Annotated in this window: 14 protein-coding genes; 13 read left to right on the plus strand and 1 reads right to left on the minus strand. The window is 38.5% G+C overall.

Annotation, left to right across the window (positions count from 1 at the left end; genetic code table 11):
- Window positions 1-15 precede the first annotated feature (15 nt).
- The 5 genes from LHV68_03615 (at window position 16) to LHV68_03635 (ending at window position 6429) form a co-directional block, all read left to right on the plus strand.
- Window positions 16-1632 carry a polysaccharide biosynthesis/export family protein gene (locus LHV68_03615; GenBank protein ID MCB4790955.1) on the plus strand — a complete coding sequence of 539 codons (1617 nt, stop codon included), beginning with the start codon at window positions 16-18 and terminating at the stop codon, window positions 1630-1632.
- 105 nt (window positions 1633-1737) lie between these two features.
- The gene (locus LHV68_03620; protein ID MCB4790956.1) at window positions 1738-3669 is read left to right on the plus strand and encodes a polysaccharide biosynthesis tyrosine autokinase; all 1932 of its coding nucleotides are present in this window, start codon (window positions 1738-1740) and stop codon (window positions 3667-3669) included.
- 34 nt (window positions 3670-3703) lie between these two features.
- Complete coding sequence (locus tag LHV68_03625; GenBank protein MCB4790957.1) at window positions 3704-4693, plus strand: NAD-dependent epimerase/dehydratase family protein; 990 nt, start codon at window positions 3704-3706, stop codon at window positions 4691-4693.
- 15 nt (window positions 4694-4708) lie between these two features.
- On the plus strand, window positions 4709-5353 hold the full coding sequence (locus LHV68_03630) for a dTDP-4-dehydrorhamnose 3,5-epimerase family protein (GenBank protein MCB4790958.1): 645 nt from the start codon (window positions 4709-4711) through the stop codon (window positions 5351-5353).
- A 116-nt stretch (window positions 5354-5469) separates the two neighbouring features.
- Window positions 5470-6429 (plus strand): NAD(P)-dependent oxidoreductase, encoded by a 960-nt coding sequence (locus tag LHV68_03635; protein ID MCB4790959.1) that lies wholly within the window; start codon window positions 5470-5472, stop codon window positions 6427-6429.
- 178 nt (window positions 6430-6607) lie between these two features.
- Here LHV68_03635 and LHV68_03640 read toward each other — a convergent pair whose 3' ends face one another.
- Window positions 6608-6748 carry a hypothetical protein gene (locus LHV68_03640; protein ID MCB4790960.1) on the minus strand — a complete coding sequence of 47 codons (141 nt, stop codon included), beginning with the start codon at window positions 6746-6748 and terminating at the stop codon, window positions 6608-6610.
- On the opposite strand from LHV68_03640, the gene LHV68_03645 reads away from it, so the two are divergent.
- The 8 genes from LHV68_03645 to LHV68_03680 all read left to right on the plus strand — a co-directional run bounded on the left by LHV68_03645 (window position 6735) and on the right by LHV68_03680 (window position 16030).
- Window positions 6735-8006, plus strand: coding sequence for an O-antigen ligase family protein (locus tag LHV68_03645; protein MCB4790961.1), 1272 nt, complete (start codon window positions 6735-6737; stop codon window positions 8004-8006). The genes LHV68_03640 and LHV68_03645 overlap by 14 nt on opposite strands.
- Window positions 8007-8025: 19 nt before the next feature.
- A complete protein-coding gene (locus LHV68_03650) occupies window positions 8026-8853 on the plus strand; it encodes a class I SAM-dependent methyltransferase (GenBank protein ID MCB4790962.1) in 828 nt (275 codons plus the stop codon).
- A gap of 84 nt (window positions 8854-8937) precedes the next feature.
- A complete protein-coding gene (locus LHV68_03655) occupies window positions 8938-9918 on the plus strand; it encodes a class I SAM-dependent methyltransferase (GenBank protein ID MCB4790963.1) in 981 nt (326 codons plus the stop codon).
- A 20-nt stretch (window positions 9919-9938) separates the two neighbouring features.
- Window positions 9939-11471, plus strand: coding sequence for an oligosaccharide flippase family protein (locus LHV68_03660; protein MCB4790964.1), 1533 nt, complete (start codon window positions 9939-9941; stop codon window positions 11469-11471).
- Window positions 11455-12228, plus strand: coding sequence for a class I SAM-dependent methyltransferase (locus LHV68_03665; protein MCB4790965.1), 774 nt, complete (start codon window positions 11455-11457; stop codon window positions 12226-12228). The genes LHV68_03660 and LHV68_03665 overlap by 17 nt, the downstream gene beginning before the upstream one ends.
- Before the next feature lie 14 nt (window positions 12229-12242).
- The gene (locus LHV68_03670) at window positions 12243-13532 is read left to right on the plus strand and encodes a hypothetical protein (GenBank protein MCB4790966.1); all 1290 of its coding nucleotides are present in this window, start codon (window positions 12243-12245) and stop codon (window positions 13530-13532) included.
- Window positions 13522-14949 carry an MBOAT family protein gene (locus tag LHV68_03675; protein MCB4790967.1) on the plus strand — a complete coding sequence of 476 codons (1428 nt, stop codon included), beginning with the start codon at window positions 13522-13524 and terminating at the stop codon, window positions 14947-14949. Before LHV68_03670 ends, LHV68_03675 begins: the two co-directional genes overlap by 11 nt.
- A complete protein-coding gene (locus LHV68_03680) occupies window positions 14918-16030 on the plus strand; it encodes a DUF1574 domain-containing protein (protein MCB4790968.1) in 1113 nt (370 codons plus the stop codon). Before LHV68_03675 ends, LHV68_03680 begins: the two co-directional genes overlap by 32 nt.

Here is a 16030-nt window from a genome sequence, read left to right on the forward strand (position 1 = left end):
AAGAGAGAAGAAATAGTGTTTAAAAATTGCCTTTTCTCATCAGTAGCTTTACCAAAATGGAGAATCCTATGCTACTGGGTAATGGTTTTAATAATATTTTTATCCTTAGGCCCTCTCTATGGTGAACAACTAAACAGTAATACTCTTCAAAACGACCTGAAGTACTACCAGAAAATCTCTAACCAGAACAAACTGAATGACAATGACCGCTATTATATACTGCTGCGCCTGCAGAAAAAATATGAGGGCTCAAAGATAGATTTAACTCCTCTTAATAATGAAATAAAAAAAACACAAACTCCTCAATCTTCCAAACCAAAAGAACAGGCAGGGAGAACAGGTTCGGTAAACAATATCACGGTAAATGAAACACCTAAAACGTCTGAAATATTGATTTCTGTTGATAATGTCACTCGCTCTAATTATTTCCTGCTGCGGGACCCTGACCCCAAAAAACGGCCCAAATTGATCTTCGATCTTTATGCTGCCGATGATAATATCCCTGAAGGATCAAAGGATATAGAAATCAAATCAGGGGTTTTCTCTCGTATATTGTCCGGGCAATTTGAAGAAAAACCTGATAAAATAGTGCGGGTAATAGCAGATTTCAGGAATGAAAGGCCCTACAATATTAAATATGAAAATAATACTTGGCTTATAATAGCACAAAAAGATAAAAGCGAACAAACCGAAACCCTGCCCGCGGTACAAGTTCCAGCCGTTTCAGCTCTTGTAACACCAGGACAAAAAACATCCACGCAAAAAAATCAAACCATCCCTAATTACAGGATAGAAACAGGGGATGTGCTCGGAGTGACTATTTTCCCTGCAGAAGAACTTACCAGGGAGGTTGTAGTCCAGCCTGACGGCCAGATAAACCTGCCTCTTGTGGGGACGTTAAAAGCAAAGGGTTTAACTACAGAACAATTGCAGACATTGCTTACAAAGTCTTTTTCCAAATACCTTTCAAACCCGAAGGTTACTATCTCTGTAAGAAAGTTCTCAAGAAGGCAGATATTCGTTACAGGAGAGGTCCATTCGCTGGGCACGTTCGACTACAAAGAAAACATGCGCCTTATGGAATTCATTTCTTCCCTGGGAGGTTTTAATACCGATGCAAACCGTTCAGAAATCAAGGTTTACCGCGGCCCTTCAAATAAAAAACAAACTTTCGTGGTCAACATTGAAGAGGTACTCAAAAGCGGGGATTTTTCAAAAGATTTTCTTCTTGAGCCGGGCGACATAATAGAAGTACCCAGAGGAAGCGAAAAAGTGTCGCTGCTCGGAGATGTTTCCTCTCCCGGGTATTACGAATACAAAAACAACATGACCCTCACTGAGCTTATCTCTACGGCGCACGGCTTCGGCGAAACCGCAGGGATAGCTGATATCAGGATAATACGCAATGAATCAATTACGGATGAATCAGGAAAACCTGTACAAATTAAAAATGTTATTAAAGTTAATTTAAAAAAAATACTATCCGGAAAGGCGGACGACGTTGTGCTTAAAACCGGAGATACGGTCTATATACCGAGATTAAACATAGTAAAAGCAAACTGGTTTATAAATAACATATTGCCCTGGATGACTTTGATCGCACTGGTTATAGCTCTCGGCGGGAAAGTGTAACCAACTAATAATTGCAAAGTTCAAATTTAGCAATTAACATTGCAAAATTATAAAAACTTTACATTGATAGATGCTAACTGTTAATTTTGCATTAAAGAGGTTCTTATGGCTCAGTATGAATTAAATTTTACTGATTATTTGCGCATCTTAAAGAAACGCAAATTGATAATAATATTTACTGCCCTGGCAGTTTTAGGTTCTGTGATCGTATTTACAAATTTGCAGATTCCGATCTACCAGGCTTCAACCACTGTGAAAGTAGAACCGCCGTCAACTCGCGGAGTAGGCGACCAATCCGGTTGGGATATGTATACTGCGTTGACCACAGAAGTAAAAATAATTAAAAGTTCCATAATGTCAGAAAGAACAGCACGTAAACTCGGGCTAATAAACGATAATACCCCTGAAAATACCAGGCAGGCAATAATCGGGAGCATACAGGCAAAAGTTAATGCCGATAAAATAGGAGACACCAACCTGATAATCATCAATGTAACTTCCTCAAACCCTCAGGAAACTGTAAAAATCGCAAATGCTACCGCAGAAGTTTATATAGAAAAAGGCATAGAAGATAAAAGCAGGCGTGCCAAAGAATTAAGAGAGTTCATTGAAGTTCAAATGAAGGAAGCGCAGGAAAAACTGAAAAATTCTGAAGATACCCTTAAAGTTTATACCGAAAAATCGAAAACAAAAGGGCTTGGCAGCTACTTGTCTTCGAGGCTTATCAGTCTTGAAACAAGAAAAAGCGAACTGTCCGAAAAGTATACCGAAGAACACCCTGAAATTAAGCTTATAACCCAGCAGCTAGAGGAAACAAAAGAACAGATGAAATCACTGCCTGCAAATGAGCTTGAATATGCAAGGTTATCCAGGGAACTTGCTATCAATGAACAGCTTTATACGCTGCTTGCAAAACGATACAAAGAAGCACAGATATCGGAAGCGGACAGGGTCCAGAACGCCTTTGTGGTAACACCTGCTGTTGAACCGACCTCTCCTATCAGCCCGAATAAACGTCTGAACATAACAGTCGGCGCCTTCCTCGGCATTTTTCTTGGGTTTATCTTTGCATTAATAATTGAAAACCTCGACACTTCTATCGGCACTATAGAAGACGTTGAAAAATTCCTGGATCTTCCGGTACTTGGGATCATACCTCATGTAGAAGTTGATTCCAGTATAAAATCGTTGTTCATTAAGGAAAGAGGTCGCCACGAAAGGACCGACTACCTGCGGGGAAAGCTCATTGCCTATCATTCCTCAAAATCGCCGTTCGTAGAATCTTATCATACTCTGCGGACAAACCTTAAACTGACCTTTCTAAAGGAAAACGGAAAGATCCTTGCCTTTACCAGCGCCGGTATCAGCGAAGGAAAGACCTTAACTGCCGTGAACTTTGCTATTGCAGCAGCTCAATCCGGTATAAAGACCCTCGTGATGGAAACTGACTTAAGAAGGCCTTCCATACACTGGGTTTTTGGTTTGCCCCGTACCCCGGGATTTTCAGACTGTATAGTCGGCAACAAAAACTGGCCTGAGGTCGTAAAAACTACCACGGATTTTCTTCTTGGAGACCTGGGTATGGAAAAAATATTGAAAATACCGGGAATTGAAAATCTTTCGCTGATAACATCAGGGCCTATGGTTTCAAACCCTATAGACCTTTTAAACTCGCCGAAAACTAAATCTATGATCAAAGAACTTGCCCAAACCTATGACCTGGTCATCCTGGACTGCCCGCCTGTGCTCCTTTTTGCGGATGCTTTGATAATAGGCACTCATACCGATGGTAATATCCTGGTCTATCAGGTCGGCAGAATGGCAAGGAGAGCCTTAAAACGGGCAAAGGACCAGCTTGCCAATGTAAAAGCACCGATAATTGGTGTGGTTTTAAACAATGTCAAGACATCAGAAATGGGCTCTTATTACGGTTACGGATATTATTATTCGTATAAATATTACGCAAAAGGCGAAATTGACGATAAAAATATTCAAAATATAAATGGGAACATTAAAAAACCAAACAATCCCGCATAAAACGTATAAATATTATATTACCGGAGATTAAATAATGAAAGTATTGGTTACTGGAGGAGCCGGATTTATGGGTTCCCATGTAGTTGACGAAGCTCTTAAATTAGGGTTTGAGGTTGTAACGCTTGACGACCTGAGCGGCGGTTTCAGGGAAAACCTCAACCCAAAAGCAAAGTTCATAAAAGGCTCGGTTAATAATGTTGGACTTATAAACAAACTTTTTAAAAAATACAGGTTTTCCTATGTGTACCATCTGGCCGCTTATGCAGCTGAAGGTTTAAGCCATTTCATCAAAAAATTCAATTATGAAAATAACCTGATAGGAAGCATAAACCTCATCAATGCATCTGTGAATCACGGGGTTAAATGTTTCGTATTTACTTCATCTATCGCCGTTTACGGTAAAAATCAGCTCCCGATGAGAGAAGCTATGCAGCCCTTGCCGGAAGACTCCTACGGCATATCAAAATATGCCGTTGAACTGGAATTAAAAACCTCGCATGAGATTTTCGGGCTTGATTACATAATTTTCCGTCCGCATAATGTTTACGGGGAAAAACAGAATATCGGCGACAAATACCGGAACGTTATAGGGATATTCATGAACCAGCTGATGCAAAACAAGCCCCTTTCAGTTTTCGGCAACGGAAAACAGACCAGGGCTTTTTCATATATCGGCGATGTAGCTCCTGTCATTGCTAAGTCGCCTTTAGTAAAAAAAGCCTACAATCAGGTCTTTAACATAGGGGCTGACAAACCTTACACTATAAACCAGTTGACAAAAGCTGTAAGCAGGGAAATGGGAATAAAACCTGAAATAACATATTTTCCTGCAAGAAATGAAGTAATTCATGCCTATTCTGACCACAGGAAGGTTTCAAAATATTTCTCTTTGAGAAACAGGGTCAGCCTTTCCGAGGGGATAAGAAGGATGGCCGGCTGGGCAAAAAAAGCCGGGGCAAAACAAAGCAAAAAGTTTAAAAATATAGAAATAGAAAAGAACTTGCCGTCCGCCTGGCTGAAATAAACTGAGGCATTTAAAATGAAAATCATCAGCGTAGAAGAACTTAAACTGCCCGAAGTAAAGGTTATCACGTTCGGAAGGTATCTTGACGAGCGTGGGTATTTCAGTGAGGTATTCCGTAAAAGCGACTTCAATAAAAGACAGGAACTGTCTTTCCTTAAAGAAATGGAGTTTTTCCAATGCAATGAAAGTTTTTCAAGACCGGGTACTGTCAGAGGGCTGCATTTCCAATGGGACCCTTGCATGGGGAAACTGATCCGGACAATTACAGGAAGAATGGTAGATATTATCCTTGATATAAGGAAAGGCTCTCCGACCTTCGGAAAGATCATCATGTATGATATGCCTGCAAAAGACGCCCTTGATTTTAACCGGTTTATCTGGGTCCCGGAAGGTTTTGCACATGGAAACTTTTTTACTGAAAATACAATAATCGAGTATTTTTGTACAAGTGAATACAGCCCAGGCAATGAAGCCGGTATATCGCCGCTTTCAAAACATCTGGATTGGTCTTTGTGCGATCCGGGATTAAAAAAAGAATTCGAGTCTTTAATAAACGGGAAGTTGTTAGTAACCGACAAGGATAAAAACAGTTATTCCTTAAGAACCTGGCAGAAAGACCCGAAATCTGACAATTTTATTTACATAAAATGTAAACGATAGGATTATTGATAATTTTTGGAAATAAGAGTTGCCAAATACGTAGAATCAATAATTGTGATCAGATTATTGCCGTATCACCGTAATCATCCTTTAAAATCACTGTAAGCGGGGTTCTTATGAAAATTTTAGTCGCAGGCGGCGGCGGGTATATCGGCTCAGCTTTAGTTCCCGTTTTAATAGAACACGGGTATGAAGTTACAGTCATCGACCTTTTATGGTTCGGCAAACACCTGCCCAAAAACATTCAATTAATACAAAAGGATATCCTTGAATGCACGTCAAAAGACTTAAAAGGTTATGACCAGATAATCTTTTTGGCAGGCCTTTCAAATGATCCCATGGCAGAGTACAGCCCGGTAAAAAATTTCATATATAACGCAGCATTGCCGTCATTCCTGGCTTATGAAGCAAGAAAGGCAAAAGTCAAAAGGTTTATATACGGTTCCACCTGTTCAGTTTACGGTTATACGATTGACCAGTTTTATGATGAAAATTCATCGCCTATATGCAGTTATCCTTACGGCATATCGAAACTTCAGGGTGAACAAGGTATCCTTCAATTAAACTGCCCTGATTTTTCCGTTATCTCGCTCCGCCAGGGCACGATCTGCGGGTACAGCCCCAGGATGAGGCTTGATCTCATAGTAAATACTATGTTCAAAACCGCCATGGCCGAGCAAAAAATATTCATCAACAACCCTTCTATCTGGAGGCCTATTTACGACATGAGGGATGCTGTTACAGGTATTATACGGGCGATTCAGGCTAATCAGGCCGTAAACGGAATCTTTAATATGACCTCTGGGAACTTCACAGTAGGCCAGGTCGGAGATTATGTAAAAAATGAAATAGAGGAATTGACCGGTAAAGGCATTTCCATAAGAATAAACAACCTGCCCGATGTGCGGAATTACAAAGTCGCTATAGAAAAAGCGAAAACCCTCTTAAGTTTCCAGCCTGAGTATTCCATAAAAGATACCATTATAGATCTCTACGAACATAAGGACCTGTTTGACGATTATGATAATGATAATTATTACAACATAAAAGTATTCAAGAAACTAAAATTGGTATAGCCAGTTTTGATTACAGTGATTACCAACAAGATTACAGGGCTACGTCAAAAATTATCAAAATCATTATTTACGTTTTATCAATGTAATCAGATGTTGGTTTATCATTATAAACTGAGGCTGTTGCCGGACTAGGCAAAAGCCTCTAATCAGTATTTTGCTTGTATTACCGTAATCAAGTTTAGGGACTAAACTTTATGAAGCCAAACTTTGAATACATCATTATCATCATCTTAGTTATTCTTTCCATATTTATCGGCAAATATTTTACTGCACACCCGACCCTTATCGGCGGCATTGTGGGAGCCATGGCAATTGCCATGATAACCTTCAGAAAACCCGCAGATGGGCTTATTATCCTCGTTTTTTCCATGCTCCTTTCACCTGAGATAAAATTAGTTTCAATGCCTGGACGAAATGTTGTTTTACGGGTAGATGATTTACTTTTAATAACAGTGTTTTTGGCATGGCTTGCTCATATTTCATTTGATAAAGACTGGAAAGGCTTTGTTAAAACACCTCTTGATTTTCCATTATTATTACTATTTTCAATATATTTTTTCAGCACAATTCTTGGAGTATTTAGAGGTGAAATAAACCTTTTTAGAGCTATATTTTATGTATTAAAATATTTTGAGTATTTTGTTTTATACTGGATTACTGCAAATATCATTACTTCAACTAAGGATATTCCTCGTTATTTGATAGCTGCCCTTATTACATGCATAATTGTAGCATTATATGCATATAGTTTGATGTCACTTTCAGAAAGGGTGTATGCTCCGTTTGATGCACCAACAGATTTGAGCAACCCCAGCGGAGAACCTGCAAGCCTGGGTGGATATCTTCTTATAGTAATGGCTGTAATAATAAGCATGTTTATCACCATGCAAAGAAAAACATACTTTTACCTGGCATTATTTATATTTTTAATACCGCCGCTTATGCTTACGCTTTCACGCGCTAGCATTTTCGGTTTTGCCTTAATGTTAATCACTATATTAGTTCTATCGCCCCAAAAGAAGCTTAAGCTATTGATTATTTTCAGTCTCGGTATAATGCTCTTTCCTATAATAATGCCCGAAGTTTATCAACCTTTGAAAGAACGGTTAGCTTATACATTTAAAGGCGAAGATAGTTTTGCTGGAACTTATCAAGTCGGAGGCCGTAAGATAAAACTTGAAGGATCAGCAAACGCAAGGGTATTAAATTGGGAACGTTGCTTTGAAGAATGGCTGCCAAGAAGGCCGTTCTTCGGACATGGAGTTACCGGTGTAGGTCTTGTAGATACACAATTCCCTTTGTTCCTTGGAGAAATAGGCTTAGTTGGATTCTTCACCTTTGTATATGTATTGTTCACCATATATACAACTTCATGGCACATTCTCAAAAATTCAATTTCAAAGATCGATCAAGGTTTAGCACTCGGCCTTATGGGCGCCTTAACGGCATTATTAATGCAATCTGTGGCAGTTAACACTTTTATTATAGTGCGCATAATGGAACCATTTTGGTTTTTAACAGGGTTGGTGGTTGGTGTAATCTATGCAAACAAAGCTGACAATTTAATACCTAATTAATCTGTACTTGGTTTTAATAATGGATATAATAAATAAAAAGATGTCGAATAGCTGGGGGACAAGTGAAGCAAGCCTAGATCAAATCGTCACATGGATAAACGGTATTTCTAAAAGTATACTTTGGAAAAGATTTTTGTTTTGGAAAAGCCGCCTTGATTTTTCAAAGCCTGCCAGAACCATTGAGTTAGGCTGCGGATACGGAAAGTTCAGCATGCTTTTAGGCTTAACCGGCAATGATGTGGCAATATTCGACTATAATGAATCTACCATTAAAAATGCAGAAAAAGCCTTTAATTTGATTGGATTAAAGCCTAATTCTATAGTCGGGGATTTGCTGCAGATCGATCCAAGTCTAAATGAAAAATATGATTTAGTCTGTTCTTTTGGGACACTGGAGCACTTTTCAGGCGAAAACAGGAAATCAGCCTTTGAAGCCAATGTAAAGCTTTTACGCAAAGGGGGTATCCTTTTTTTTAGTGTCCCTAATTATTTGGGCATTTTCTATCAGATACCATTTTCCATAAGAAAACTCTTAAACCTGTTTCCAGAATTTTTCTATGAAGAAGCTTTTTTACATTCCGAGCTGGCCAATTACGCAAAAAAATGTAATATCGAAATACTTGAGCTTGATTGCGTAGATACTCTGTCAAAAGATTTTAATTATTGGATTTTGGGAAATATCAAAGGATTTTTCAACAAACTATTTAAAATAAACCATAAAGGATCTAATCCTTCAACTCTTTTAAAATTAGAAAAATTGGATTTTTCAGGCGATATTGAAGATAACCGCAACTACTTAGATAAACATTTTACTTATAACCTTCTTTTTGTAGGAAGAAAATTGTAGTTTTTATGCAGTACCGATAATTCCGGGCCAAAAGCGTACGGTAAGTTGCTTACAGGAACTATTTTAAGATGGAAGACCTGCAAAATGAGCTTAGTTAAAAGACTGATAAATAGGATAATTACTTCCAATGCCGCTATATTAATTATGAGCCCGCTGGTTGCGCTTGCAAGCCTTTTTTTCTTTTTTGTGCGCAAGTATTGCATTGAGAGGCACCCGGTCAACCGCTGGATATTCAATACCATAGGCATTTATCCTATAAGGGATCACTATTACGACCCTCTCTTCAATGACAACCGCATCAACAAAGCTCTGCTGGTTAAGGACCGTGAACTCTCTGGGATAGATTTCAATATCGCGGAACAGCTGGATTTGCTTTCAAAATTCCATTTCAATAATGAACTTGCCTCATTTCCCTTGGAAAAACGTTCTATGGACGAATTTAATTATCACAACGGAACTTTTCTTGCAGGTGATGCAGAATACCTATACAACCTGATCAGGTTCCTTAAACCGTCCCGCATCATAGAGATCGGCTGTGGCAATACTACTTTACTTATCCTCCACGCATTGAGGAAAAACAGGGACGAAAACACGAACTATAAGTGCCGGCATACTTGCATCGAGCCTTACGAACAGCCATGGCTTGAAAAGCTCAATATAGACCTCATAAGAAACAAAGTAGAAAATGTTCCGAAAAATATATTTGAAGAGCTTGGGAAAAACGATATCCTTTTTATTGACTCTTCTCATATAATACGGCCCCAGGGAGACGTGCTGTTCGAATATCAGGAAGTGATACCAAAATTAAAGTACGGTGTTTATGTGCATATACACGATATTTTTACACCAAGGGATTACTTGCCGGACTGGGGCCTGGGTAGATTCTTTTTCTGGAACGAACAATACTTGCTTGAGGCTTTCCTTTCCTTTAACACAGATTTTAAGCTAATAGGGTCGCTAAACTATCTACGGCATCATTACTTCGACAAACTTGCTGAAAAATGCCCTATATTGAAATTAGAAAGCACCAGTGAACCCACTTCTTTTTGGATAACAAGAAAGTAGGAAACATTTAATAAGCATATATGAATATTCCAATAATAAACTGGATTAACGACAAGGAAGAACAATTACTGAGCGGAGATACATCCAATGCCCGGTTTATGCGCGGGACATTCTGGCTGACTACAAGCACGATTGTCTCCCTTCTACTAGGAATGATATCATCCATACTTATAGCACGTATGCTCGATAAAACCTTGTTCGGACAATTCGGCATGGTCGTAAACACTATCTCTATGCTTGGTACATTTACCGGGCTTGGGCTTGGGCTTACAACCTTGAAATATGTCGCTGAATTTAAGTCCACTGACCCCTCCAGGGCATCAAGAATTATGGATATTACCAATAAAATAACTATTTTTTCCGGGGGTGCCATTTCGTTAGCGCTTTTTATTTTCGCTGAGCCGCTTTCCTCGCGGGTTCTAAATGCTCCGGAGCTCGCCACTATGCTGCGCCTGGGAACATTTTTACTATTTTTTAACACTCTTAACGGTACCCAAACCGGAGCTCTTTCAGGGCTGGAATCATTTAAGGTAATAGCAAAAATAAACGCTCTAAAAGGGATCCTCTATTGCCCGATCGTTATTATCGGCACATATTTTTTTGGTCTTTCCGGTGCAGTGGCCAGTGTAGTTGTCTGGGGTTTCGTAGGATGGTTCCTAAACCATATAGCTCTCAAATCAGAATGCAAAAAAGCTAATTTACCTATTGACACAGGAAACATTTTCGATGAACTTCCAATACTCTGGAAATTTACCTTACCTGCATTCATAGGCGGTGCACTGGTGGGTCCTGTCCTCTGGATAGCCAACACAATACTTGCCAACCAACCAGGAGGCTACGGAGAGCTGGGACTCGTCAATGCTTCTAACCAGTGGAGAAACTTTATAGTTATGCTTCCATCAATATTTTGCAGCGCTGCGTTGCCGATTCTCTCTTCCGAACAGAATTCAAAACCTGGGAACTGCGGAACACTGGATATTACCCAAAAAGTCACGATTTCTATAATATTGCCGTTCTTCACAATTACACTATTCCTGGGAGATTTTATTATGGGCCTGTACGGCAAGTCATTTTCTGCCGGTTATCCGGTACTTGTTGGAATTACCTTTGCCATTTGCCTGATGGCAATAGCAAATGTGGGAGGAACCAGCTTAACTGCATCAGGAAGGATGTGGACAGGGCTTTTCTATAATCTGGCTTGGGGGCTAATATTCGTAGGCTTTGTATATAAATATGCGGCCATCGGAGGTGCAAAGGCTTATGCTCTTGGCTATGCCGTAGCTTATGCAGCACTTTTCGGGCTAATGTTCTTGTACCTTAAAAGCATATTCAGTAAACATACTCTACTCTTAATGATTTCTTCTATAGTTTATCTCAGTTTACTTACTATGTTTAGCCTTAATCTTTCAATCAAAAACAGGTTTATTTTTTTTGCGCCGTTCATGCTGTTCAGTATGATAGTTTCATATATAGTGTTAGGAAAAACCTATTCGCTTAAAATAATCAATAGGATTCTTGCAGTTATTCCTAAGAAAAATGCAATACAACTCTAACCCGGAGATAACAAAAATGCCGAACGAACAGCTTGACAGTAAACACTGGCACAAAGCGATCATTGGCAATGTCTCCTGCAATGAAATTTCAGATCAAATAATGCATAGGGACACTCCGGAATGGGTCAAACCTATACTTGAACTTACAAAAACCGGTGATTCTGTTATTGAGTTAGGTTGTGGAACCGGTACTTTATCCGGAGTGTTGGCTAAAAAAGGCAGGTCCGTAACACTTATTGATTACAGCCCGGATACTATCGATTTTTGTAAAAATGTATTCGGGTGTGCCGGGCTGGAAGCTTCATTTTTAGTGGCTGATGTTCTTAAAACATTGTCCTTGAAAGAGAATTCCTTTGACTGTGTGTGGAGCTGCGGTTTGCTTGAGCATTTCTCTGATGAAAATATTGTCAATATATTGAAGGAATCAAAAAGAATTTCGCGGAAATATGTGGTCTCACTTGTACCAAACGCATATTCATGCACCTACAGGATAGGAAAGTGGTATCAGGAAAAACATGGAATATGGCCGTGGGGATACGAAGATCCAAAAAAATCCCTAAGCCGGCTGTTCGAGGTGTCCGGCCTGAAAAAAATAAATGAATTTACTGTAGATATAAAAAAATCAAACAGCTTCCTTTACCCGATAAAACCATTTATTTTTTCAAGCATAGCAGTAAAACTCTTGAATATGATACCGTCTATTCTTTTAAAACCATTCAGACAGGGGTATTTATTGGTTACAGTAGGAAAAAAATAATAGAGTTGGAATAAATGAACAATATTTCTATCCGTCCCAGAATTCTGATGTTTGCACCCAGGTTCAGGCCTTTGGCTAAGGAGATATCGGCCGAGGCCTTGGTAAACCGCAAGCTTGCGCTTGTAATGCTTAATGCAGGGTGGGATATTGATATAATAACATGGAATGTACAGAACATCGGGAAACCGGTAGTTGAATCAAGCTGGGATGAACCTTGGATCCCGTTAAAAAACCATACCCACGAATTACCTTACAAAAACGGGATGTCAAGAACGCTGAATGGCATTGCAAAAATCGCGTTTAACTCTGTACGTTACGGTTTTATACTTAAAGGAATAGGCATTCTTGACAAAGAAATTGCCCTTGCTTTAAAACTTCACAATAAAGAACCTTATGATTTTGTCATTTCACGCGCAAATCCGGAATCTGCACATTTGCCGGCTCTATTTTTCTCACGGAAGACAGGGGCACCATGGATAGCTAACTGGAATGACCCGGCTCCGTCTTATTTCCCTGAACCCTATATAAAAGAAAAGCAAAGTTTTTTTCATAAGTTATTTCTTAAAAGAGTTTCTTTAGCTGCAGATTATCACACATTCCCTTCGGATAGATTGGGAAAATATATAGCTGCATATATCGATGAAGACATATCTGATAAAAGTTTGACAGTTCCTCATGTTGCAATGAAGTTTGATATTAAGTCTGGCCAAACAAGAGATAAACGAAGTTTTATTATAAGTTATGCAGGTTATCTTGATCATAAGATAAGGAAAATAGATACATTTTTAAAGGCTTTTAGTATTTTTATCAAAAAATACAATCTGTCTGATTGTGCAAAACTCCGTATTATTTGTGATAATGATGCAAAATTGTTAGAACTTGCCCAAAACAGCGGAATCGCAGGAAATATTGAATTTACAGGGCAACTTTCTTATATAGATTCATTAAAAGCTATGTCAGGCTCGGATATATTATTAATTATAGAAGCTCAGCTTAAGGAAGGGATATTTCTTCCATCAAAGTTGTCAGATTATGTTCAGACAGGCCATCATATCCTTGCTCTTTCTCCAAAAACAGGAGCAGTAAACGATGTCCTTTCAAATGGAGGAGGCACGGTTGTTGACCCTGGCGCTTCAGCTGATGAAATCGCTTCGCTATTAGGAGAGCTTTACGAGGGCTCTAAAGCAGGCAGGCTAAGCTCATCAGAGCGCCTTTTTGAATATTTTTGTCCTGATAAGATAATCTCGTTATATGAATCTATTTTTGTAAAGTTGCAGAAAAAAAGAGGCTTGAATGTTATTTAACACAGTAGAATTCTTAATATTTTTTACTGTCGTTTATTCGTTATACCTGATTTTAAATCACAAGTGGCAAAACCACATGCTGCTTGTTGCAAGCTGTATATTTTATATGGCTTTCATTCCTGCCTACATACTCATATTGTTCTTACTCATATTTATAGATTATTTTGCCGGAATGTGGATAGAAGATGACAAGGGTGGTAAAAAAAAGTTATTTCTTATAATCAGTATAGTTTCCACCTGCCTGGTCTTATTCGTATTTAAATATTTTAATTTCTTTAACGGGAATTTTGCGTTGATAGCAAAGTTTTTCGGATGGAATTACCCGATTGGTATTTTAAACATTATATTACCAATAGGCTTATCGTTCCATACATTTCAAAGCCTGAGCTATGTTGTTGAAGTGTACAGGGGCAGACAGAAAGCAGAAAGGCATTTTTTAACTTATGCCCTTTATGTAATGTTCTTTCCTCAATTGGTAGCAGGGCCCATCGAGCGGGCCTGGCACCTTTTACCCCAATTAGTTAATCCAAGGAAAGTAACTCTAGATAAGTTTTACGAAGGTATATACCTTATTTTCTGGGGCCTGTTCCAAAAAGTATTCGTTGCGGATAACCTCGCTCTTTTGGTTGACCCGGTATTTGCCTCAAAACCTCCATACAACGGCGTAATGGTGGTCTTAGGACTTTATGCTTTTGCTTTCCAGATTTATTGCGATTTTGCCGGGTATTCAAACATGGCCAGGGGTCTTGCCAAGTGTCTGGGTTTTGAGCTTATGGTTAATTTTAATTTGCCGTATTTTGCCACAAACCCTTCTGATTTCTGGAAGAGGTGGCATATAAGCCTGTCCTCTTGGCTGAAAGATTACCTTTATATATCTCTTGGGGGAAATAGAAAAGGTAATTTCGCTACATACAAGAACCTGTTTATTACCATGCTTCTGGGCGGTTTATGGCACGGGGCCGCATGGACATTCGTAATTTGGGGAATTTACCAGGGAATCCTTTTGATTATCTACCGCTTATTCGATAACGTGGTAAAATTTACATTTTCGTTCAAAAATTACTTTATTGATAAATTATTGTTCTTAGTAAAAGTAACCGTGTTCTTCCAATTTGTGTGCCTAGGCTGGTTGATGTTCAGGGCACAATCAGCCGGGCAGATATACGATATGCTCACAAGCATATTTTTCAACTTTCATTTTTTAAGAGGTATCGGCTTGTGGCAAACGTTTTCTTCTTTGTTATTTTTCACTTCCGTATTGCTTATAATAGAAACTATCCAGTTCTGGAAAAATGATTTAATGGTTATCTATAAAAGCAACTTCGTAATTACGGGTACAGCCTGTTATATTCTGTTTTATTTAATTCTGATTTTCGGAGTAACCCATGGAAGGGAATTTATCTATTTTCAGTTTTAATGCATTAAAAACAATTCCTAAAACTCTTTTGTTTTTTATATTCCTTTGTGTTATTACAGAGTTGTTATTGGATAGAGTTTTAGTTAGATTTATAACAAATCCAACTACCGCTAAAGTCCAAGCTAAACTTAATTTAGTAAAAAAAGGAAAGATAAATAATGACGTATTGGTCTTTGGAGATTCCTGTGCGGCTGCAATAAATGCTGCATTGCTAGAGAAAAATACAGGGTTAACAGCATTTAATCTCTCATTGCCCGCTTCTGCAACCATGGCAGGCGAATATTTCCTGCTCAAAGAATCGCTTAGAGTTAACAAAAGCCTTAAATACATAATAATGATGAATACTTATGATATGTGGTACAGAGACTTCAACTACGTCGATGTTGTATACGTACTATTTACTAACTTTCCTTTAGGTGCCATCAGCACATTTTTTAATCCATATTTCTGGAACAAGGCGCATATAAATATAAGTAATTTTAAGAAAGTTATCAATCACTTGCTTCCTTCCCAGCGTTATAAATATGAAATAAGGAAATTGGTTGCTAAAATCATAACGGAAAGAAAAGGCTTAGGGGGTTTACGCACTTTTTACGATAATAATCAAGAAGAATTGTATGCACAGCTGTTAAGAGACAAAGGAAGTTCAATTTACGACGAAACTGATGAAAACCTTATTAAGGAGGATAAAGAAGGGCACCTGCAGCTTATGGCAGGTAATAATTTCTCCATCTCCGGTTTTAACAAGTTCTATCTTCAATTATTCTTTAACGATACGGCCAAAAACAATATTAAGGTTTTCATCTGCTGTCCTCCGCTGTTAAGGGAGCTTTATGACAGGATTTCTGCAAATCCTTATGTTGTAGAGTACGAGAGTTTTGTAAAAAATTTACCAAAAACTAATAAAAATGTTTTTCTTTTAACATCGGATTTCTATTTAGTACCGGCGGGCAAGCTTTCAAAAACCGTAGATCATTTTAACGGCGAAACCGCATTAGTTTTTACTGAATATATCGCAAAGGGTTTTTGGAATACCATTAAGGCTGCCGGCAATCCATCTGCAAAAGAGGAAAACAATTAA

The organism is Candidatus Liberimonas magnetica, assembly GCA_020523885.1.
In the GTDB taxonomy this organism is placed as follows: Bacteria; Elusimicrobiota; Endomicrobiia; order Endomicrobiales; family JAFGIL01; genus Liberimonas; species Liberimonas magnetica.

Coding starts and splice junctions, on each gene's coding strand:
- LHV68_03620 (MCB4790956.1), top strand. CDS start 1,738: ATGGCTCAGTATGAATTAAATTTTACTGATTATTTGCGCATCTTAAAG.
- LHV68_03660 (MCB4790964.1), top strand. CDS start 9,939: ATGAATATTCCAATAATAAACTGGATTAACGACAAGGAAGAACAATTA.
- LHV68_03630 (MCB4790958.1), top strand. CDS start 4,709: ATGAAAATCATCAGCGTAGAAGAACTTAAACTGCCCGAAGTAAAGGTT.
- LHV68_03640 (MCB4790960.1), bottom strand. CDS start 6,748: ATGGCAATTGCCATGGCTCCCACAATGCCGCCGATAAGGGTCGGGTGT.
- LHV68_03625 (MCB4790957.1), top strand. CDS start 3,704: ATGAAAGTATTGGTTACTGGAGGAGCCGGATTTATGGGTTCCCATGTA.
- LHV68_03645 (MCB4790961.1), top strand. CDS start 6,735: ATGGCAATTGCCATGATAACCTTCAGAAAACCCGCAGATGGGCTTATT.
- LHV68_03635 (MCB4790959.1), top strand. CDS start 5,470: ATGAAAATTTTAGTCGCAGGCGGCGGCGGGTATATCGGCTCAGCTTTA.
- LHV68_03665 (MCB4790965.1), top strand. CDS start 11,455: ATGCAATACAACTCTAACCCGGAGATAACAAAAATGCCGAACGAACAG.
- LHV68_03675 (MCB4790967.1), top strand. CDS start 13,522: ATGTTATTTAACACAGTAGAATTCTTAATATTTTTTACTGTCGTTTAT.
- LHV68_03680 (MCB4790968.1), top strand. CDS start 14,918: ATGGAAGGGAATTTATCTATTTTCAGTTTTAATGCATTAAAAACAATT.
- LHV68_03655 (MCB4790963.1), top strand. CDS start 8,938: ATGAGCTTAGTTAAAAGACTGATAAATAGGATAATTACTTCCAATGCC.
- LHV68_03650 (MCB4790962.1), top strand. CDS start 8,026: ATGGATATAATAAATAAAAAGATGTCGAATAGCTGGGGGACAAGTGAA.
- LHV68_03670 (MCB4790966.1), top strand. CDS start 12,243: ATGAACAATATTTCTATCCGTCCCAGAATTCTGATGTTTGCACCCAGG.